An 18,495-nucleotide genomic window follows, 5' to 3' on the forward strand; every position below is an offset into this window, starting at 1 on the left:
CATTGGAGTCAGCTAACAGCTATGGCAACGATTAATCAGCTCGTGCGCAAGCCGCGCAAGCGTCAGGCCGCGAAGACCGACGTGCCTGCGCTTCAGGCCTGCCCGCAGAAGCGCGGCGTCTGCACCCGCGTCTACACCACCACCCCGAAGAAGCCGAACTCCGCACTGCGGAAGGTCTGCCGTGTGCGCCTGACCAACGGCTACGAGGTGTCCTCTTACATCGGCGGTGAAGGCCACAACCTCCAGGAGCACTCTGTGGTCCTGATTCGTGGCGGTCGAGTAAAGGACCTTCCGGGTGTGCGTTATCACACCGTTCGCGGCGCTCTCGACACCTCCGGTGTCCAGAACCGTCGTCAGGGCCGTTCCAAGTACGGCACCAAGCGTCCGAAGTCCTAAGGGCTGCGTCGCTTTCCATTACCAAGTTTGACCCGGTCTGATAAGAGTAAGGTCGAGCCGCCAAGCGCGAGTCTCGGGTTTACCTGAAGGACCCTTCAACCGAGGGCTTATCATGCCTAGAAGAAGAGTTGCGGCCAAGCGCGAGATTCTGCCGGATCCCAAGTTCGGATCCGAGCGTCTGGCCAAGTTCATGAACCACCTGATGATCAGCGGCAAGAAGTCCGTAGCTGAGCGTATCGTCTATGGTGCGCTGGACAGGGTTGCCGAGCGTTCCAATGAAGAGCCGCTGGAAATCTTCGACAAGGCGCTGGAAACCATCCAGCCCATGGTCGAGGTGAAGTCTCGCCGCGTCGGCGGTGCGACCTATCAGGTGCCGGTCGAAGTCCGTCCGTCCCGCCGCCAGGCGCTTGCCATGCGCTGGCTGGTGGACGCCGCTCGCCGTCGTGGCGAGAAGACCATGGTGCAGCGTCTGGCTGGCGAAATGCTGGATGCAGCCGAAGGCAAGGGTTCGGCAGTCAAGAAGCGTGAAGACGTGCATCGCATGGCAGAAGCCAACAAGGCCTTCTCTCACTACCGCTTCTAAAGCGCATCGCCAACCAACGGGAGTTACATCGTGGCTCGCAAGACTCCGCTTAAGCGTTACCGCAATATCGGTATCGTGGCCCACGTCGACGCCGGTAAGACGACTACTACCGAGCGTGTCCTGTTCTACACCGGTCTGTCCCACAAGGTCGGTGAGGTCCATGAGGGCGCCGCCACCATGGACTGGATGGAGCAGGAGCAGGAGCGTGGTATCACCATCACCTCCGCGGCGACCACCTGCTTCTGGCAGGGCATGAACAAGCAGTTCGATGAGCACCGCATCAACATCATCGACACCCCTGGACACGTTGACTTCACCATCGAAGTCGAACGTTCCCTGCGTGTGCTTGACGGTGCCGTCGTCGTGCTGTGTGGCTCCTCCGGTGTGCAGCCGCAGACCGAGACCGTCTGGCGCCAGGCCAACAAGTACGAAGTTCCGCGCATGGTGTTCGTCAACAAGATGGACCGCAGCGGCGCTGACTTCTTCATGGTCGTCAACCAGCTGAAGGATCGTCTCGGCGCCAACGTCGTGCCGATCCAGATCAACTGGGGCTCCGAGGACGAGTTCAAGGGCGTCATCGACCTCATCCAGATGAAGGCCATCCTGTGGGATGAAGACAACTTCGGGATGAACTACGACCTCGTCGATATCCCGGCGGAGCTCCAGGAGACCGCCGAAGAGTATCGCGAGCAGATGGTCGAGGCCGCCGCCGAGGCGTCCGAAGAGCTGATGGACAAGTACCTCGAAGAGGGCGAGCTGACCAACGACGAGATCAAGGCTGGTCTGCGTCGTCGTACCCTCGACAACGAGATCGTGCTGGTCACTTGTGGCTCTGCGTTCAAGAACAAGGGCGTTCAGGCCGTTCTCGATGGCGTCATCGAGTACATGCCGTCTCCCACCGAGGTCAAGGCGATCGAAGGTGAGCTCGACGACAAGGACGGCACCATCGCGACCCGTGAGGCCGATGACAGTGCGCCTTTCGCCGCGCTGGCGTTCAAGATCGCGACCGACCCCTTCGTTGGCACCCTGACCTTCATCCGCGTCTACTCCGGCGTGCTGAAGTCAGGCGACAGCGTCTACAACTCCGTCAAGCAGAAGAAGGAGCGCGTCGGTCGTATCGTCCAGATGCACTCCAACTCGCGCGAGGAGATCAAGGAAGTTCTGGCCGGCGACATCGCCGCCTGTATCGGCCTGAAGGACGTGACCACCGGTGATACCCTGTGCGACCTGAACGACAAGATCGTTCTCGAGCGCATGGAGTTTCCGGATCCGGTTATCTCCGTGGCCGTGGAGCCGAAGTCCAAGGCTGACCAGGAAAAGATGGGTATTGCACTGGGCAAGCTGGCCCAGGAAGATCCGTCCTTCCAGGTCAAGACCGACGAAGAGACTGGCCAGACCATCATCTCCGGCATGGGCGAGCTTCACCTCGACATCATCGTTGACCGCATGCGTCGCGAGTTCAAGGTCGAGGCGAACATCGGCAAGCCGCAGGTGGCCTACCGTGAGACGATTCGTCAGAGCGTCGAGCAGGAAGGCAAGTTCGTTCGTCAGTCCGGTGGTCGCGGTCAGTACGGTCACGTACACCTGCGCATCGAGCCGTTGACGGCCGAAGACAAGGGCGACGACGAAGAGATGCACTTCAAGTTCGCTTCCGAGATCGTCGGCGGCGTGGTTCCGAAGGAATACGTGCCGGCCGTCGAGAAAGGGGCCTATGAGCAGCTCCAGAACGGTGTCATCGCGGGCTACCCGATGATCGACGTCAAGGTAACGCTGTTCGACGGTTCCTACCACGACGTGGACTCCAACGAGACCGCGTTCAAGGTCGCCTCTTCCATGGCGATCAAGCAAGGCGCTCCCAAGGCCAAGGCAGTTCTGCTCGAGCCGGTGATGAAGGTCGAGGTCGTGACCCCTGAAGAATTCATGGGTGACGTCATGGGCGACCTGAACCGCCGCCGGGGCCTGGTCCAGGGTATGGATGACTCTTCCTCCGGCAAGGTCATTCGCGCCACCGTGCCGCTGGCTGAGATGTTCGGTTACGCAACCGACCTGCGCTCTCAGACCCAGGGCCGCGCAAGCTACACCATGGAGTTTGCGGACTACGAAGAGGCGCCGTCCAGCGTCGTTGAAGCCGTCATCAACCAGAACGGTTAACCGTTAGCTAACGAAAGAGGTCATAGCAGTGGCTAAGGAAAAATTCGAACGTTCCAAACCGCACGTCAACGTCGGCACCATCGGTCACGTCGACCACGGCAAGACTACCCTGACGGCGGCCCTGACTCGCGTTTCTGCCGAGGTGTTCGGCGGTGACTGGCGTGAGTTCGACACCATCGACAATGCTCCGGAAGAGCGTGAGCGTGGTATCACCATCGCCACCTCTCACGTCGAGTATCAGTCCGAGGAGCGTCACTACGCTCACGTCGACTGCCCGGGACACGCTGACTACGTCAAGAACATGATCACCGGTGCTGCCCAGATGGACGGCGCTATCCTGGTCTGTTCCGCTGCTGACGGCCCCATGCCGCAGACTCGCGAGCACATCCTGCTGTCTCGTCAGGTTGGCGTTCCGTTCATCGTCGTGTTCCTGAACAAGGCCGACATGGTCGACGACGAAGAGCTGCTCGAGCTGGTCGAGATGGAAGTTCGTGAACTTCTGTCCGAGTACGACTTCCCGGGCGACGACACTCCGATCATCACCGGCTCTGCCCTGATGGCTCTGGAAGGCAAGGACGACAACGGCATGGGTACTACCGCCGTTGCCAACCTGATCAAGGCTCTGGATGCTTACATCCCCGAGCCGGAGCGTGCTGTCGACCAGCCGTTCCTGATGCCGATCGAAGACGTGTTCTCCATCTCTGGTCGCGGTACCGTTGTGACCGGTCGTGTCGAGCGCGGCATCGTCAAGCCGGGCGAAGAGATCGAGATCGTTGGTATCAAGGACACCACCAAGACTACCGTTACCGGTGTCGAGATGTTCCGTAAGCTGCTCGACGAAGGTCGTGCTGGCGAGAACGTCGGTGCCCTGCTGCGTGGTACCAAGCGTGACGAAGTCGAGCGTGGTCAGGTTCTGGCCAAGCCGGGCACCATCACTCCGCACACCCAGTTCGAGGCGGAAGTGTACGTGCTGAGCAAGGACGAGGGTGGTCGTCACACTCCGTTCTTCAAGGGCTACCGTCCGCAGTTCTACTTCCGTACCACCGACATCACCGGTACCTGTGAACTGCCGGAAGGCGTCGAGATGGTCATGCCGGGCGACAACGTCCAGATGGTCGTCAACCTGATCGCTCCGATCGCCATGGACGAAGGTCTGCGCTTCGCCATCCGCGAAGGCGGCCGTACCGTCGGCGCTGGCGTCGTGGCCAAGATCCTGGTCTAAATCAGACCGGTGATCACCGAAGGGGGCTCCGCAAGGAGCCCCCTTTTCTGCGCATCGTCATTGAGGGTTTGACTCTCGATGGCGCGGCGCATATAATGCGCATCCTTTGAATGCGTGGGTTGACGGCTCGCGCCGTCAAGTTCCATTGGAGTTAGGGCAAATGCAGAACCAGAAGATTCGCATTCGGTTGAAGGCTTTCGACCATCGCCTGATCGACCAGTCCGCCGCGGAGATTGTTGAAACCGCCAAGCGTACCGGCGCCCAGGTTCGTGGTCCGATTCCTCTGCCGACCAATCGCGAGCGTTACACCGTGCTGGTTTCCCCGCACGTGAACAAGGACGCCCGTGATCAGTACGAGATTCGTACCCACAAGCGTGTGCTCGACATCGTCGAGCCGACCGAGAAGACCGTTGATGCCCTGATGAAGCTCGACCTCGCCGCTGGCGTGGACGTGCAAATCAAGCTCGACTGATATCACTAGACACTCGCGGCCCAGCGTCCCTCTCATCCAGTAGAGGTTCAGCAGCCGCCACGCCGGGATGGCGTTACACAACGTGCTAGTGGAATGCTCTGGAAAGGGCAGCCATAGCGGGTGATAGCCCCGTACACTAAAGGAGACTAAGCATGACTATCGGTTTGGTCGGTAGGAAGGCCGGCATGACCCGTGTCTTCACCGAAGACGGCGCGTCTGTGCCCGTAACCGTTATCGAGGTTGATCCCAACCGCGTGACCTGCGTGAAGTCTGTCGAATCCGACGGCTACGCCGCGGTCCAGGTGACAACCGGCTCCCGCAAAGCCAAGCATCTGTCCAAGGCCCAAGCTGGCCTGTACGCCAAGGCAGGTGTCGAGGCTGGTCGTTCCCTGATGGAGTTCCGCCTGAGCGAAGGCGACGAAGCTCCGGAAGTGGGCGGCGAACTCACCGTATCCCTCTTCGAAGCTGGTCAAAGCGTTGACGTGACCGGCACCTCCAAGGGTAAGGGCTTCCAGGGCGCAGTGAAGCGCTGGAACTTCCGTACCCAGGACAACAGCCACGGTAACTCTCTGTCCCACCGTGCTCCGGGTTCCATCGGCATGTGCCAGACCCCGGGCCGCGTGTTCAAGGGCAAGAAGATGGCCGGCCAGATGGGCAACGCACGTTGCACCGTTCAGAGCCTGGAAATCGTCCGTGTCGATGCCGAGCGCAACCTGCTGCTGATCAAAGGCGCCGTTCCTGGTGCTACCGGCAGTGATGTCATCGTGCGCAGCGCCGTCAAAGCTGGCTGAAGGGGAACTTTCCAATGAATCTGAATCTTGCAGGTGCAAGCGCCGGGACCGTTGAGCTGTCCGACGCTACCTTTGGCAAAGAATTCAACGAAGCGCTCGTGCACCAGGTCGTCACCGCCTATCTGGCTGGTGGTCGTCAGGGCACCCGCGCCCAGAAGAACCGCTCCGACGTCCGTGGCGGCGGCAAGAAGCCGTGGCGCCAGAAGGGCACCGGTCGCGCTCGCGCCGGTACCATCCGCTCGCCGATCTGGCGCAGCGGTGGTGTGACCTTCGCGGCCCGTCCGCAGGACCACTCCCAGAAGGTCAACCGCAAGATGTACCGTGCGGCCATGCGCTCGATTCTGTCCGAGCTGGTCCGTCAGGAGCGTCTTGTTGCCGTTGATGCCTTCTCTGTCGAGTCACCCAAAACCAAGCAGCTGGTCGCCAAGCTTTCCGACCTGGGCCTGGAGAAGGTGCTGATCGTCACCGAAGAAGTCGACGAGAACCTGTACCTGGCAGCCCGCAACATCCCCAACGTGGATGTGGTGGACGTCGCCGCCGCCGACCCGGTCAGCCTGGTCGCCTTCGAAAAGGTCCTGGCTACCGTCTCCGCACTGCGCAAATTCGAGGAGAAGCTGGCATGAACCAGGAGCGTGTATTCAAGGTTCTGCTTGGTCCGCACGTGACCGAGAAGGCCGCCATGGCCGCCGAGCGTAACCAGTACGTGTTCAAGGTGGCGAGTGACGCAACCAAGCCCGAGATCAAGGCTGCCGTCCAGGAGCTGTTCGGCAAGAAGGTCGACCGCGTTTCTGTTCTGAACGTGAAGGGCAAGACCAAGCGCACCGCGCATGGTGTTGGTATGCGCAAGGGTTATCGCAAGGCGTACGTGACACTGGCCGCCGGCGAGACGCTTGAAGACTTCTCTGGCGCCGAGTAAAGGCAGGAGTACGGATCATGGCAATCGTCAAGACAAAACCCACATCCGCCGGTCGTCGCCACGTCGTCAAGATTGTTGGTGAGGAACTGTACAAGGGCCGCGCTTACGCGCCGTTGCTCGAGAAGCAGTCCAAGTCCGGTGGTCGTAACAACCAGGGTCGCATCACCACTCGCCACGTCGGCGGTGGTCATCGCAACCACTATCGGATCATCGACTTCAAGCGCACCAAGGATGGCGTTCCGGCCATCGTCGAGCGCCTGGAGCATGACCCGAACCGTAGCGCCCACATCGCGCTGCTGAAGTACATCGACGGTGAGCGTCGCTACATCATCGCCCCCAAGGGCGTGAGTGCCGGTGATCGCCTCGAGTCCGGCGTCAATGCGCCGATCAAGAAGGGCAACGCACTGCCGCTGCGCAACATCCCGCTGGGTTCCACGGTGCACTGCATCGAACTGAAGCCTGGCAAGGGTGCTCAGATCGCACGCAGCGCCGGTACCAGCGCCCAGCTGGTGGCTCGTGAAGGCAACTACGCCACCCTGCGTCTGCGCTCCGGCGAGATGCGCAAGGTGCTGGCCGAGTGCCGCGCGACCCTGGGTGAGGTGAGCAATTCCGAGCACAGCCTGCGTCAACTTGGCAAGGCCGGTGCAAAGCGCTGGAGAGGTGTGCGCCCGACTGTTCGCGGTGTCGCGATGAACCCGGTGGATCACCCGCACGGTGGTGGTGAAGGCCGCACCAGCGGTGGTCGTCATCCGGTGTCCCCGTGGGGTATGCCCACCAAGGGCCACAAGACCCGCAAGAACAAGCGCACCGACAAGCTGATCGTCCGCCGCCGCAAGGCTCGCGGTTAAGATCCCACGCCAAGACATTAAGAGGTAACGGCTGTGCCACGTTCACTGAAGAAAGGTCCTTTTGTAGACCTTCATCTGCTGAAAAAGGTTGAGACTGCAGCGGAAAAGAACGATCGCAAACCGATCAAGACCTGGTCGCGTCGTTCAATGGTCCTGCCCAACATGGTCGGGCTCACCATTGCAGTCCATAACGGTCGCCAACACGTCCCGGTGCACGTCTCCGAGGAAATGGTTGGCCACAAGCTGGGCGAATTCGCTGCTACCCGCACCTATCGCGGCCATGCGGCGGATAAGAAAGCCAAACGGTAAGCCAGAGAGGATTAAGAGATGGAAGTCACAGCAAAGCTGCGTGGCGCCAGTTTATCCGCCCAGAAGGCCCGTTTGGTGGCTGATCAGGTGCGCGGTAAGCCTGTCGCCGAAGCAATCGACCTGCTGACCTTCTCACCGAAGAAGGCGGCCAAGCTGGTCAAGAAGGTGCTGCAGTCCGCCATCGCGAATGCGGAAGAAAATAACGGCATGGACATCGACGAGCTGCGCGTCTCGACCATCTGTGTCGATGAGGGTACGACGCTCAAGCGCATCCGTCCGCGCGCCAAAGGCCGTGCGGATCGCATTTTGAAGCGCACTTGCCACATCACCGTCAAGGTAGCCGAGAAGTAGGAGTCGACCAGATGGGTCAGAAAGTCAATCCGACAGGCATCCGACTGGGTATCGTCAAAGACCATACCTCTGTCTGGTACGCCGAGCGCGGCGCCTATGCCGATAAGCTCAACAACGACCTCGCGGTGCGTAGCTTCCTGGAAGAGCGTCTGAAAAACGCCTCCGTTAGCAAGATCACCATCGAGCGTCCCGCGAACAACGCGCGCATCACCATTCACACTGCCCGTCCGGGCATCGTGATTGGCAAGAAGGGCGAAGATGTCGATCGCCTGCGTCGCGACGTCACCGAGATGATGGGCGTGCCTGTTCACGTCAACATCGAGGAAGTTCGCAAGCCCGAGCTGGATGCTCAGCTCGTCGCACAGAACATTGCCGGCCAGCTCGAGCGCCGTGTGATGTTCCGTCGCGCCATGAAGCGCGCTGTCCAGAACGCCATGCGTCTGGGCGCTGGCGGCATCAAGGTGCAGCTCTCCGGTCGCCTCGGCGGCGCGGAAATTGCCCGCACCGAGTGGTACCGCGAAGGTCGTGTTCCGCTGCATACCCTGCGTGCGGACATCGATTACGCCACCTACGAAGCAAAGACCACCTACGGCATCATCGGTGTCAAGGTCTGGGTCTTCAAGGGTGAAATCCTCGGGGGCATCGAGGAGGTCCGCGCCAAGGCGAAGCAGAGCCAGGCAGCGCCCTCCAAGAAGAAAGGTTCCAGGTAAGGGGAGAGCGATTCGATGTTACAACCCAAGCGTACAAAATTCCGTAAGGTGCAGAAGGGCCGCAACCGTGGCCTGGCGCATCGCGGAAGCAAAGTGAGCTTCGGCGAGTTCGGCCTCAAGGCCACCGGCCGCGGTCGTGTCACCGCCCGTCAGATCGAAGCTGGCCGTCGTGCCATCACCCGTCACGTCAAGCGTGGCGGCAAGATCTGGATCCGTGTCTTCCCGGACAAGCCGATTTCCAAGAAGCCCCTGGAAGTCCGGATGGGTAAAGGTAAGGGCTCCGTCGAGTACTGGGTCGCACAGATCCAGCCCGGTCGTGTCCTTTACGAGATCGAAGGCGTTTCCGAGGAACTGGCCCGCGAAGCTTTCGCACTGGCCGCCCAGAAATTCCCGGTCTCCACCACCTTTGTGAAACGGACGGTGATGTGATGAAAGCCCAGGAAATTCGTGAAAAGTCCGCCGAGCAGCTCAATGAGCAGCTCCTCGAACTCCTCCGCGAGCAGTTCAACCTGCGCATGCAGAAGGCCACCGGCCAGCTGAGCCAGACTCATCTGCTCAAGCAGGTTCGTCGGGATATCGCCCGCGTGAAGACTGTGCTCAACGAGAAGGCAGGTGTCTGAGATGGCCGAAGAGAAAAAAGCCCGTACGCTCACCGGCAAGGTGGTGAGCGACAAGATGGACAAGTCCATCGTTGTAATGATCGAGCGTCGTGAGCGCCACCCGATCTACGGCAAATACGTTAAGCGCTCCACCAAGCTGCACGCCCACGACGAGACCAACCAGGCCAAGGCCGGTGACACGGTATCCATCCAGGAATGCCGTCCGCTGTCCAAGAAGAAGGCCTGGACCCTGGTCGAGGTTGTCGAACAGGCCAAGGGTTAAGGCCACGGCCTTAACCTCGTGCAGTCAGTTTAGGTTTGGAGAAAACCGATGATTCAGACTCAGACAATGCTGGATGTCGCCGACAACAGCGGAGCGCGCCGGGTGCAGTGCATCAAGGTGCTGGGTGGTTCACACCGCCGCTACGCTCGCGTTGGTGACGTCATCAAGGTCACGGTGAAGGAAGCTATTCCGCGCGGCAAGGTCAAGAAAGGCCAGGTGCTGAAAGCGGTAGTTGTCCGGACCCGCAGTGGCGTCCGTCGTAGCGACGGTTCGCTGATTCGCTTCGATGGAAATGCGGCCGTCTTGTTGAACAACACCAACGAGCAGCCGATCGGTACCCGTATCTTCGGGCCGGTGACGCGTGAACTTCGCAACGAGAAGTTCATGAAGATCATTTCCTTAGCGCCTGAAGTGCTGTAAGGGAGCGAGGCGACATGCAAAAGATCAAACGTGATGATGAAGTGATCGTCATCGCCGGCAAGGACAAGGGTAAGCGCGGTACCGTGAAGCGCGTCCTCAAGGACGAGCGGTTCGTGGTAGCGGGTGTGAACATGATCAAGCGTCACACCAAGCCGAACCCCATGGCCGGCAATCAGGGCGGTATCGTCGAGCGCGAGGCTCCGATTCACGCGTCCAACGTAGCCATCTTCAATCAGGAGACCGGTAAGGCGGATCGCGTCGGCTTCCAGATCAAGGAAGACGGTACCAAGGTACGTATCTACAAGTCGACGCAAGCGCAGATCGACGCCTAACGCGAGTCGGGTAGCAAAATGGCGAACTTGAAAGAACGTTATCAAAACGAGGTGGTGGCTCAACTGAAAGAGCAGTTCAGCTACGCCAACGTTATGCAGGTACCCCGGATCACCAAGGTGACTCTGAACATGGGTATCGGCGAAGCGACCAGCGATAAAAAGCTGATCGACGCTGCCGTCGGCGACCTGGAGAAGCTCTCCGGTCAGAAGCCGATGGTGACCAAGGCACGTAAGTCCATCGCGGGCTTCAAGGTGCGTGAAGGCTGGCCGATCGGCGTGAAGGTCACACTGCGCAGTGAGCGCATGTGGGACTTCCTCGATCGCCTGGTGAATATCGCGATCCCCCGCGTTCGTGACTTCCGTGGTCTCAACCCGAAGTCCTTCGACGGTCGTGGCAACTACAGCATGGGGGTGCGTGAGCAGATCATCTTCCCGGAGATCGAGTATGATAAGATCGACCGGATTCGTGGTCTGGATGTCACCATCACCACCACTGCCAACACCGATGACGAAGGTCGTGCGCTCTTGAGTGCACTGAACTTCCCGTTCAAGAAATAGGGGTGGGATCATGGCAAAGAAGAGCATGATTGAGCGTGAACTGAAGCGCGCGCAACTGGTTGAGAAGTATGCTGCCAAGCGTGCTGAGCTCAAGGCGATCATCCAGGACGTGAACAGCTCCGATGAGGAGCGCTTCGATGCGCAGCTGAAGTTGCAGTCGCTGCCGCGTGACTCCAGCCCCGTGCGTCAGCGTAACCGCTGCCGCGTGACTGGCCGTCCGCACGGCTACTACAACAAGTTCGGCCTTGGCCGTAACAAGCTGCGTGAAGCCGCCATGCGTGGCGACGTGCCCGGACTGAAGAAGTCCAGCTGGTAACGCCACGTAGAATCATCAGGAGCGCAAGTTAAATGAGCATGCAAGACACTCTGGCGGATATGTTTACCCGTATCCGCAATGCGCAGCAGGCCACCAAGGAGACGGTCACCATGCCGTCCTCCAAGATCAAGGTTGAAGTGGCCCGCGTGCTGAAAGAAGAGGGTTACATCACTGACTTCGCCGTGAGCGAATCAGCCAAGCCCGAGCTGACCGTCAGCCTCAAGTACTTCGAAGGCAAGCCGGTCATCGAGCATCTGCAGCGGGTTTCCAAGCCGTCCCTGCGTAGTTACAAGGGCAAGGATGCGCTGCCGAAGGTCGCCGATGGCCTGGGTGTCGCGATCGTCACCACCTCCAAGGGTGTGATGACAGATCGTGCCGCGCGTCAGGCTGGTGTCGGCGGCGAAGTCCTCTGCACCGTATTCTAGGAGTTTGGAATGTCCCGCGTAGCCAAATATCCGGTTAAAGTGCCCGCTGGCGTCGAGGTCAAGATCGACGGCGCCACGCTGACCGCCAAAGGCGGTCAGGGCACCCTCTCCATGCCCGTTCACGACGATGTCGTGGTCGCGCAGGAAGATGGCCAGCTGACCTTCCAGCCGAGCAAATCTGCTAAGAGCTGGGCCATGGTCGGCACCACCCGTGCCCTGGTTCAGAACCTGGTCACCGGCGTGTCCGAGGGCTTTACCAAGTCTCTCGAAATCATCGGCGTCGGTTATCGCGCTCAAGCGAAAGGCCAGACGCTCAACCTGACACTGGGCTTCTCTCACCCGGTCGACTATCAACTGCCTGAAGGTGTCACGGCGGAAACGCCGAAGAACACCGTCATCGTGCTGAAGAGCGCGGACAAGCAGAAGCTCGGCCAGGTCGCAGCGGAAATCCGCGCTTTCCGTCCGCCTGAACCCTACAAGGGCAAGGGTGTGCGTTACGCGGATGAGCAGGTCCGCCGTAAAGAAGCCAAGAAGAAGTAAGGCAGGGTTATGAACGCGAAGAAAGAATCTCGTCTCCGTCGTGCCCGCCGCGCTCGCGCGAAGATCCGCGAGCTGGGCGTGTCTCGCCTGTGCGTCAATCGTACCCCCCGTCACATCTACGCGCAGATTATCTCGCCGGATGGTGGCAAGGTCCTGGCCAGCGCTTCCACGCTGGACAAGAGCCTGCGCGAGGGTTCGACCGGCAATGCAGACGCCGCAGCCAAAGTTGGTGCGCTGATCGCTGAACGCGCCAAGGAAGCGGGCATCACCCAGGTGGCCTTCGACCGCGCTGGCTTCAAGTACCACGGTCGTGTGAAGGCCCTGGCCGACGCCGCACGTGAAGGCGGCCTGGAATTCTAAAGGGTTTTACGATGGCGAAGAACGAACAGCAAAACGGCGATCTGCAGGAAAAGCTCGTGCAGGTCAACCGTGTCGCCAAGGTGGTCAAGGGTGGCCGTATTTTCGGCTTCACCGCTCTGACTGTCGTGGGCGACGGTAACGGTCGCGTCGGCTTCGGTCGTGGCAAGGCACGTGAAGTGCCGGTCGCGATTCAGAAGGCGATGGACCAGGCGCGCCGCAACATGATCAAGGTGAACCTGGTCGGCGGTACCCTCCAGTATCCGGTCAAGGCTCGTCATGGCGCCTCCAAGGTGTACATGCAGCCGGCCTCTGACGGTACTGGTATCATCGCCGGCGGCGCCATGCGCTCCGTGCTGGAATTGGCCGGCGTGCACAACGTCCTGGCCAAGTGCTATGGCTCCACCAATCCGGTGAACGTGGTCCGTGCGACCGTGAATGGCCTGGCTTCCATGCAGTCGCCGGAAGACGTGGCCGCCAAGCGCGGTCTCTCAGTCGAAGCGATCACGGGGTAATACACCATGGCAGCTACGATCAAGGTTACCCAGACCCGCAGCACCATCGGCACGTTGGCCAAGCACAAGGCCACCATGAAGGGCCTCGGCCTGCGCCGCATCGGTCACACGGTTGAACTGGAAGACACCCCTGCCGTTCGCGGCATGATCCACAAGGTCAACTACCTTGTGCGTGTTGAGGGAGAGTAATCCATGAAACTTAACAGCCTGAGCCCGGCACCGGGCTCCAAGCACGCTGAAAAGCGCGTCGGTCGTGGCATCGGTTCCGGTCTGGGCAAGACCGGCGGCCGTGGCCACAAGGGCCAGAAGTCGCGCAGCGGTGGCAGCGTGAAGCCCGGCTTCGAGGGCGGTCAGATGCCCCTGCAGCGTCGTCTGCCGAAGTTTGGTTTCACCTCCGCCAAGTCTTTGGTTTCCGAGGAAGTCCGCCTGGCCGAGCTGGCCAAGGTCGCGGGTGACGAAGTCACTCTGGAAAGCCTCAAGGAAGCCAATGTGCTGAAGGATTCCACGCAGCATGCGAAGGTGATCCTTTCCGGCGATCTGAACAAGGCGGTCACCGTTCGCGGTCTGCGGGTCACCAAGGGTGCCCGCGCAGCGATCGAAGCCGCCGGTGGCAAGGTAGAGGACTAAATGGCCAAGTCAGGAAACATGCCGGCGATGGGCAGCGGTCTGAGTGAACTGTGGGCGCGTTTGCGCTTCGTGCTCCTCGCCATCGTGGTCTACCGTATCGGTGCCCACATACCCGTTCCCGGTATCAATCCTGACCAGCTTGCTGCCTTGTTCAGGGAGCAGCAGGGCACCATCCTGGGCATGTTCAACATGTTCTCGGGCGGTGCCCTGGAGCGCATGAGTATCCTCGCCCTCGGCATCATGCCGTACATCTCGGCGTCGATCATCATGCAGCTCCTGACCGCCGTCTCGCCCCACCTCGAGCAGTTGAAGAAGGAGGGCGAGAGCGGCCGCCGCAAGATCAGCCAGTACACGCGCTACGGCACGGTGGTGCTGGCCCTGGTTCAGGCCACCGGCATGTCCGTGGGTCTGGCCAGCCAAGGCATTGCCTATACGGCCGATCTCAGCTTCTATTTCACCGCGATCATCACCTTCGTGAGTGGCGCGGTGTTCTTGATGTGGCTGGGTGAGCAGATCACCGAGAAGGGCATCGGCAACGGCATTTCGCTGCTGATCTTCGCGGGTATCGTCGCCGGCCTGCCCGGAGCTGTGGCTCAAGCCTTCGAGCTTGCCCGCAACGAGGGCGCGTGGAATGTGTTGCCGCTGTTGGCGCTTAGCCTTCTGGGTATCGCCACCGTGGCGTTCGTCGTGTTCATCGAACGCGGCCAGCGCCGGATTACGGTGAACTACCCGCGCCGCCAGGTAGGCAACAAGATGTATGCAGGGCAGAGCAGCTACCTGCCGCTCAAGGTCAACATGGCGGGTGTCATTCCGGCCATCTTTGCCTCGAGCATCCTGTTGTTCCCCGCCTCCCTCGGTCAGTGGGTAGGTGCGGGCGACGGCATGGAATGGTTGCAGCGCGCGTCCCAGGCGTTGGCCCCAGGTCAGCCCCTTTATATCTTGCTTTTCGCGGCGGCGGTGGTATTCTTCTGCTTCTTTTACACAGCGCTGGTCTTCAACCCCAAGGATGTGGCCGACAACCTCAAGAAGTCGGGTGCCTTCCTGCCGGGGATTCGTCCTGGCGAGCAGACCGCTCGTTATGTCGACAAGGTCATGACTCGTCTGACCCTGTTCGGCGCTCTCTACATCACTGCGGTTTCCCTGATGCCCCAGTTCCTGATCGTAGCGTGGAACGTGCCGTTCTTCTTTGGCGGTACCTCGCTGCTGATCGTGGTCGTGGTCATCATGGACTTCATGGCCCAGGTGCAGTCGCACCTCATGTCGCACCAGTATGAGTCGGTGATGAAGAAGTCCAACCTGAAAGGCTACGGTAGCGGCGGCATCATGCGCTAAGGCGCCGCAGGCCGATTTGGCACGCCGCAAGCCGATTTTGGAGAGAACGATGAAAGTTCGAGCTTCCGTGAAGAAAATGTGCCGCAATTGCAAGATCATTCGTCGCAATGGCGCTGTTCGCGTCATCTGCACCGAGCCGCGGCACAAGCAGCGCCAGGGTTAATCCTGGCCTGAATTGAACCGGGTGCTGGCATACCCCTTGCCCTAATGACGGGAAGGGGGTATGCTATTGCGCCTTTTGTAGTTGATTAACCGAGCAAGCCGCTCAAACTTCGGAGTAAGCTGATGGCCCGTATTGCAGGCGTCAATATCCCGGACAACAAGCATGCGGCGATCTCGCTGACCTACATCTTCGGGATTGGCCGTACTCGCGCACAGGAAATCTGTGAAGCGACCGGCATCGCGCCGACCACCAAGATCCAGGATCTGTCATCTGAAGAGATCGACAGCCTGCGTAGTGAAGTCGGCAAGTATACCGTTGAAGGCGACCTTCGTCGTGATGTGACGCTGAACATCAAGCGTCTCATGGACTTGGGTTGCTACCGTGGTCTGCGTCATCGTCGTGGTCTTCCGATGCGCGGTCAGCGCACCAAGACCAACGCGCGTACCCGTAAGGGACCGCGTAAGCCGATCCGCAAATAACACGCACGTTCTGGCGTAAAGACAGGAATTGACATCAACATGGCTAACCCGCGTAGCAACCGTAAAAAGGTTAAAAAGCAGGTAGTGGATGCCGTTGCGCATATCCATGCCTCTTTTAACAACACGATCATTACGATCACAGACCGCCAGGGCAACGCTCTTTCCTGGGCGACAGCCGGTGGTTCGGGTTTTCGTGGTTCTCGCAAGAGCACCCCGTTCGCTGCTCAAGTGGCAAGCGAGCGTGCAGCAACTGCTGCAGCCGAGTATGGTGTGAAAAACGTCGACGTGCTGGTCAAGGGCCCCGGTCCTGGCCGTGAATCCGCCGTGCGTGCACTCAACGCCGCCGGCTTCCGCGTGCAAAGCATCACCGACGCGACGCCCATTCCCCACAATGGCTGCCGTCCGCCGAAGAAACGCCGCGTTTAAGGAGACAGATTCATGGCTCGTTACATTGGACCGAAGTGCAAACTGTCTCGCCGGGAAGGTACCGACCTCTTCCTCAAGAGCGGTGTCACTCCCTTCGAGAAAAAGTGCAAATCCGAACAGATTCCGGGTGTGCACGGCCAGCGCCGTCAGCGTCTTTCCGACTACGGCTTGCAGCTTCGCGAGAAGCAGAAAGTACGTCGCATGTACGGCGTACTCGAAAAGCAGTTCCGCAACTACTACAAGGAAGCCGCCCGCCTGAAGGGTGCGACCGGTGAGTTGTTGCTGCAGCTGCTTGAGTCCCGACTGGACAACGTCGTCTACCGCATGGGCTTTGGCGCCACTCGCTCCGAGGCTCGTCAGCTGGTAAGCCACAAAGCGATTGCCGTCAACGGCAAGACCGTCAACGTGGCCTCCTACCAGGTCAAGCCCGGCGACGTGGTATCCGTTCGTGAAAAGGCCAAGCAACAGGCGCGTATCCAGAACGCCCTGAGCATCGCCGCCAACCGTGGCGACGTGGCCTGGATCGAACTCGACGCCAAGAAGATGGAAGGCACCTTCAAGGCCCTGCCTGAGCGCGGTGACCTGACTGCCGACATCAACGAGCAACTGATCGTCGAGCTGTACTCGAAGTAAGCGGTCCGTCCGCGCCGCCCTCCTCCGGGAGGGCGGCGGTTATTACCGAGTATTCGTTTGGCAGCCTGAAAGGTGTTCATATGCAGCGTTCAGTGACAGAGTTTCTCCGTCCTCGCGACATCAAGGTCGAAGAGATCAGCGCACACCACGCAAAGATCGTGCTCGAGCCGTTCGAGCGTGGCTTCGGCCACACGTTGGGCAATGCTCTGCGTCGTATCCTGCTCTCGTCCATGCCCGGCTGCGCCGTGGTGGAGACCGAGATCGCTGGTGTCGACCATGAGTACAGCGCGATCGAGGGTGTCCAGGAAGATGTCATCGAAATCCTCCTGAACCTCAAGGACGTGGCGATCAAGATGCACAGCCGCGACGAGGCGATGCTCTCGCTGAACAAGCAGGGCCCGGCCGTCGTCACCGCTGGTGACATCGCCGTCGATCACGACGTCGAAGTGGTCAACCCCGAGCACGTCATCGCCCACGTCAATGAAGGCGCCGAGCTCAAGATGCAGCTGAAGGTGGCCCGTGGTCGCGGCTATGAGCCTGCGGATGTCCGCAGTGAAGCCGACGACGAGACACGCGCCATCGGCCGTCTGCAGCTGGATGCGACCTTCAGCCCCGTGCGCCGCGTTTCCTACAGCGTCGAAGCCGCCCGCGTCGAACAGCGCACCGACCTCGACAAGCTGATCATCAACCTGGAAACCGACGGCACCCTGGATCCGGAAGAGGCGATCCGTCGCAGCGCGACCATCCTGCAAGAGCAGCTGGCAGCGTTCGTCGACCTGGAAGCCGACAAGGAACAGGAAGTGGTCGAGGAAGAGGATCATATCGATCCCATCCTGCTGCGCCCCGTAGACGATCTCGAGTTGACCGTTCGTAGCGCCAACTGCCTGAAAGCCGAGAATATCTACTACATCGGCGATCTGATTCAGCGCACCGAGGTGGAGCTGTTGAAGACCCCGAACCTCGGCAAGAAGTCCTTGAACGAGATCAAGGACGTGTTGGCTGCTCGTGGTCTGTCCCTTGGCATGCGGCTTGAAAATTGGCCGCCGGCTAGCCTGAAGGACGACAAGGCCACCGCCTAAGCGTCGGCTCGAGTCCCAGTTTGGTAAGGAATCACAACCATGCGTCATCGTAAGAGTGGTCGTCACCTCAATCGTACCAGCTCGCACCGCCAGGCCATGTTTCGCAACATGAGCGTGTCGCTGGTCGAGCACGAAGTGATCAAGACAACCCTTCCCAAGGCCAAGGAGCTGCGTCGTCATATCGAGCCGCTCATCACCCTGGCCAAGGAAGACAGCGTCGCCAACCGGCGTCTGGCCTTCAGCCGTACCCGCTCGAAGGAAGCGGTCGGCAAGCTCTTCAACGAGCTGGGTCCGCGTTACGTCGAGCGTCCGGGCGGTTACGTCCGTATTCTCAAGTGCGGTTTCCGCACCGGCGATAACGCCCCCATGGCCTACGTCGAGCTGGTCGATCGCCCCGTCGTTGAAGAAGAGGCCGTCGGCGAGGAGTAATCCTTTCGACAGCGCTTCGACACGACGCGAAACCGACACCTCCGGGTGTCGGTTTTTTTATGTCTGCGTTTTGTCGACGGGTCTCTTGGGCATGATGACCGGAAGCTGGGCCGTAAGCGCCCGGGCATCACCCTCTTTCAGTGATCAGTCTGCCGGCTTCCAGTGCTGCGGCAAGAGTTCGTGGATCTGGCTGGCCTTCTGGGTCGGCAGCCGAGCCAGCACGTCTTTCAGGT

32 protein-coding genes are annotated in these 18,495 nt (G+C 60.2%); all 32 read left to right on the plus strand.

The window, feature by feature from the left end; translation table 11 throughout:
• Positions 1 to 21: 21 nt before the first annotated feature.
• Complete coding sequence (gene rpsL / locus EBB56_RS21220) at positions 22 to 396, plus strand: 30S ribosomal protein S12 (protein WP_045990865.1); 375 nt, start codon at positions 22 to 24, stop codon at positions 394 to 396.
• A gap of 112 nt (positions 397 to 508) precedes the next feature.
• Positions 509 to 979: a 30S ribosomal protein S7 gene (gene rpsG / locus EBB56_RS21225; protein WP_023007554.1), complete on the plus strand. Its 471-nt coding sequence runs from the start codon at positions 509 to 511 to the stop codon at positions 977 to 979.
• 30 nt (positions 980 to 1,009) lie between these two features.
• Entirely contained in the window at positions 1,010 to 3,130 is a 2,121-nt protein-coding gene (fusA, locus tag EBB56_RS21230) for an elongation factor G (RefSeq protein WP_045990864.1), read from the plus strand.
• Between the two features lie 28 nt (positions 3,131 to 3,158).
• Positions 3,159 to 4,352 carry an elongation factor Tu gene (gene tuf / locus EBB56_RS21235; protein WP_045990863.1) on the plus strand — a complete coding sequence of 398 codons (1,194 nt, stop codon included), beginning with the start codon at positions 3,159 to 3,161 and terminating at the stop codon, positions 4,350 to 4,352.
• Between the two features lie 160 nt (positions 4,353 to 4,512).
• Positions 4,513 to 4,824, plus strand: a complete 312-nt coding sequence (rpsJ, locus tag EBB56_RS21240) for a 30S ribosomal protein S10 (RefSeq protein ID WP_045990862.1) — start codon at positions 4,513 to 4,515, stop codon at positions 4,822 to 4,824.
• A gap of 152 nt (positions 4,825 to 4,976) precedes the next feature.
• Entirely contained in the window at positions 4,977 to 5,615 is a 639-nt protein-coding gene (gene rplC, locus EBB56_RS21245) for a 50S ribosomal protein L3 (protein ID WP_045990861.1), read from the plus strand.
• A 14-nt stretch (positions 5,616 to 5,629) separates the two neighbouring features.
• On the plus strand, positions 5,630 to 6,238 hold the full coding sequence (rplD, locus tag EBB56_RS21250; RefSeq protein WP_124805278.1) for a 50S ribosomal protein L4: 609 nt from the start codon (positions 5,630 to 5,632) through the stop codon (positions 6,236 to 6,238).
• Positions 6,235 to 6,531 carry a 50S ribosomal protein L23 gene (gene rplW, locus EBB56_RS21255; RefSeq protein WP_045990859.1) on the plus strand — a complete coding sequence of 99 codons (297 nt, stop codon included), beginning with the start codon at positions 6,235 to 6,237 and terminating at the stop codon, positions 6,529 to 6,531. Before rplD ends, rplW begins: the two co-directional genes overlap by 4 nt.
• Positions 6,532 to 6,548: 17 nt before the next feature.
• Positions 6,549 to 7,379 (plus strand): 50S ribosomal protein L2, encoded by an 831-nt coding sequence (gene rplB / locus EBB56_RS21260; protein ID WP_108133879.1) that lies wholly within the window; start codon positions 6,549 to 6,551, stop codon positions 7,377 to 7,379.
• 33 nt (positions 7,380 to 7,412) lie between these two features.
• Positions 7,413 to 7,688 (plus strand): 30S ribosomal protein S19, encoded by a 276-nt coding sequence (rpsS, locus tag EBB56_RS21265; protein ID WP_045990857.1) that lies wholly within the window; start codon positions 7,413 to 7,415, stop codon positions 7,686 to 7,688.
• An 18-nt stretch (positions 7,689 to 7,706) separates the two neighbouring features.
• Positions 7,707 to 8,039 (plus strand): 50S ribosomal protein L22, encoded by a 333-nt coding sequence (gene rplV / locus EBB56_RS21270; RefSeq protein ID WP_045990856.1) that lies wholly within the window; start codon positions 7,707 to 7,709, stop codon positions 8,037 to 8,039.
• 11 nt (positions 8,040 to 8,050) lie between these two features.
• On the plus strand, positions 8,051 to 8,749 hold the full coding sequence (rpsC, locus tag EBB56_RS21275) for a 30S ribosomal protein S3 (RefSeq protein ID WP_045990855.1): 699 nt from the start codon (positions 8,051 to 8,053) through the stop codon (positions 8,747 to 8,749).
• A gap of 15 nt (positions 8,750 to 8,764) precedes the next feature.
• Complete coding sequence (gene rplP / locus EBB56_RS21280; RefSeq protein ID WP_045990854.1) at positions 8,765 to 9,178, plus strand: 50S ribosomal protein L16; 414 nt, start codon at positions 8,765 to 8,767, stop codon at positions 9,176 to 9,178.
• Complete coding sequence (rpmC, locus tag EBB56_RS21285; protein ID WP_045990853.1) at positions 9,178 to 9,369, plus strand: 50S ribosomal protein L29; 192 nt, start codon at positions 9,178 to 9,180, stop codon at positions 9,367 to 9,369. The genes rplP and rpmC overlap by 1 nt, the downstream gene beginning before the upstream one ends.
• A gap of 1 nt (position 9,370) precedes the next feature.
• Complete coding sequence (gene rpsQ / locus EBB56_RS21290) at positions 9,371 to 9,631, plus strand: 30S ribosomal protein S17 (RefSeq protein WP_045990852.1); 261 nt, start codon at positions 9,371 to 9,373, stop codon at positions 9,629 to 9,631.
• 48 nt (positions 9,632 to 9,679) lie between these two features.
• The gene (rplN, locus tag EBB56_RS21295) at positions 9,680 to 10,051 is read left to right on the plus strand and encodes a 50S ribosomal protein L14 (RefSeq protein ID WP_009723896.1); all 372 of its coding nucleotides are present in this window, start codon (positions 9,680 to 9,682) and stop codon (positions 10,049 to 10,051) included.
• Positions 10,052 to 10,065: 14 nt separating this feature from the next.
• Positions 10,066 to 10,383, plus strand: coding sequence for a 50S ribosomal protein L24 (gene rplX, locus EBB56_RS21300; protein ID WP_045990851.1), 318 nt, complete (start codon positions 10,066 to 10,068; stop codon positions 10,381 to 10,383).
• Positions 10,384 to 10,401: 18 nt separating this feature from the next.
• Positions 10,402 to 10,941, plus strand: a complete 540-nt coding sequence (rplE, locus tag EBB56_RS21305; RefSeq protein ID WP_045990850.1) for a 50S ribosomal protein L5 — start codon at positions 10,402 to 10,404, stop codon at positions 10,939 to 10,941.
• Between the two features lie 10 nt (positions 10,942 to 10,951).
• A complete protein-coding gene (gene rpsN / locus EBB56_RS21310; protein WP_124805279.1) occupies positions 10,952 to 11,257 on the plus strand; it encodes a 30S ribosomal protein S14 in 306 nt (101 codons plus the stop codon).
• 32 nt (positions 11,258 to 11,289) lie between these two features.
• Positions 11,290 to 11,682, plus strand: coding sequence for a 30S ribosomal protein S8 (gene rpsH / locus EBB56_RS21315; protein WP_045990848.1), 393 nt, complete (start codon positions 11,290 to 11,292; stop codon positions 11,680 to 11,682).
• Positions 11,683 to 11,691: 9 nt separating this feature from the next.
• On the plus strand, positions 11,692 to 12,222 hold the full coding sequence (gene rplF / locus EBB56_RS21320; protein ID WP_045990847.1) for a 50S ribosomal protein L6: 531 nt from the start codon (positions 11,692 to 11,694) through the stop codon (positions 12,220 to 12,222).
• A 9-nt stretch (positions 12,223 to 12,231) separates the two neighbouring features.
• Positions 12,232 to 12,582 carry a 50S ribosomal protein L18 gene (gene rplR / locus EBB56_RS21325; protein ID WP_045990846.1) on the plus strand — a complete coding sequence of 117 codons (351 nt, stop codon included), beginning with the start codon at positions 12,232 to 12,234 and terminating at the stop codon, positions 12,580 to 12,582.
• Between the two features lie 11 nt (positions 12,583 to 12,593).
• Positions 12,594 to 13,094 carry a 30S ribosomal protein S5 gene (gene rpsE / locus EBB56_RS21330; protein ID WP_045990845.1) on the plus strand — a complete coding sequence of 167 codons (501 nt, stop codon included), beginning with the start codon at positions 12,594 to 12,596 and terminating at the stop codon, positions 13,092 to 13,094.
• 6 nt (positions 13,095 to 13,100) lie between these two features.
• Positions 13,101 to 13,283 carry a 50S ribosomal protein L30 gene (gene rpmD, locus EBB56_RS21335; protein WP_045990844.1) on the plus strand — a complete coding sequence of 61 codons (183 nt, stop codon included), beginning with the start codon at positions 13,101 to 13,103 and terminating at the stop codon, positions 13,281 to 13,283.
• 3 nt (positions 13,284 to 13,286) lie between these two features.
• Positions 13,287 to 13,721 (plus strand): 50S ribosomal protein L15, encoded by a 435-nt coding sequence (gene rplO / locus EBB56_RS21340; RefSeq protein WP_045990843.1) that lies wholly within the window; start codon positions 13,287 to 13,289, stop codon positions 13,719 to 13,721.
• A complete protein-coding gene (secY, locus tag EBB56_RS21345; protein WP_045990842.1) occupies positions 13,722 to 15,053 on the plus strand; it encodes a preprotein translocase subunit SecY in 1,332 nt (443 codons plus the stop codon).
• Positions 15,054 to 15,102: 49 nt separating this feature from the next.
• A complete protein-coding gene (gene rpmJ / locus EBB56_RS21350; RefSeq protein WP_031384759.1) occupies positions 15,103 to 15,216 on the plus strand; it encodes a 50S ribosomal protein L36 in 114 nt (37 codons plus the stop codon).
• 122 nt (positions 15,217 to 15,338) lie between these two features.
• A complete protein-coding gene (rpsM, locus tag EBB56_RS21355; RefSeq protein ID WP_045990841.1) occupies positions 15,339 to 15,695 on the plus strand; it encodes a 30S ribosomal protein S13 in 357 nt (118 codons plus the stop codon).
• Between the two features lie 39 nt (positions 15,696 to 15,734).
• On the plus strand, positions 15,735 to 16,121 hold the full coding sequence (rpsK, locus tag EBB56_RS21360) for a 30S ribosomal protein S11 (RefSeq protein ID WP_013331014.1): 387 nt from the start codon (positions 15,735 to 15,737) through the stop codon (positions 16,119 to 16,121).
• Between the two features lie 12 nt (positions 16,122 to 16,133).
• Positions 16,134 to 16,754: a 30S ribosomal protein S4 gene (gene rpsD, locus EBB56_RS21365; protein ID WP_045990840.1), complete on the plus strand. Its 621-nt coding sequence runs from the start codon at positions 16,134 to 16,136 to the stop codon at positions 16,752 to 16,754.
• Positions 16,755 to 16,834: 80 nt separating this feature from the next.
• Positions 16,835 to 17,833, plus strand: coding sequence for a DNA-directed RNA polymerase subunit alpha (locus EBB56_RS21370; RefSeq protein ID WP_108133880.1), 999 nt, complete (start codon positions 16,835 to 16,837; stop codon positions 17,831 to 17,833).
• Between the two features lie 39 nt (positions 17,834 to 17,872).
• Positions 17,873 to 18,262, plus strand: a complete 390-nt coding sequence (rplQ, locus tag EBB56_RS21375) for a 50S ribosomal protein L17 (protein WP_045990838.1) — start codon at positions 17,873 to 17,875, stop codon at positions 18,260 to 18,262.
• The last annotated feature ends 233 nt before the right edge of the window (positions 18,263 to 18,495 follow it).

Source organism: Halomonas sp. YLB-10 (assembly GCF_003856855.1).
GTDB classification, from domain to species: domain Bacteria; phylum Pseudomonadota; class Gammaproteobacteria; order Pseudomonadales; family Halomonadaceae; genus Halomonas; species Halomonas litopenaei.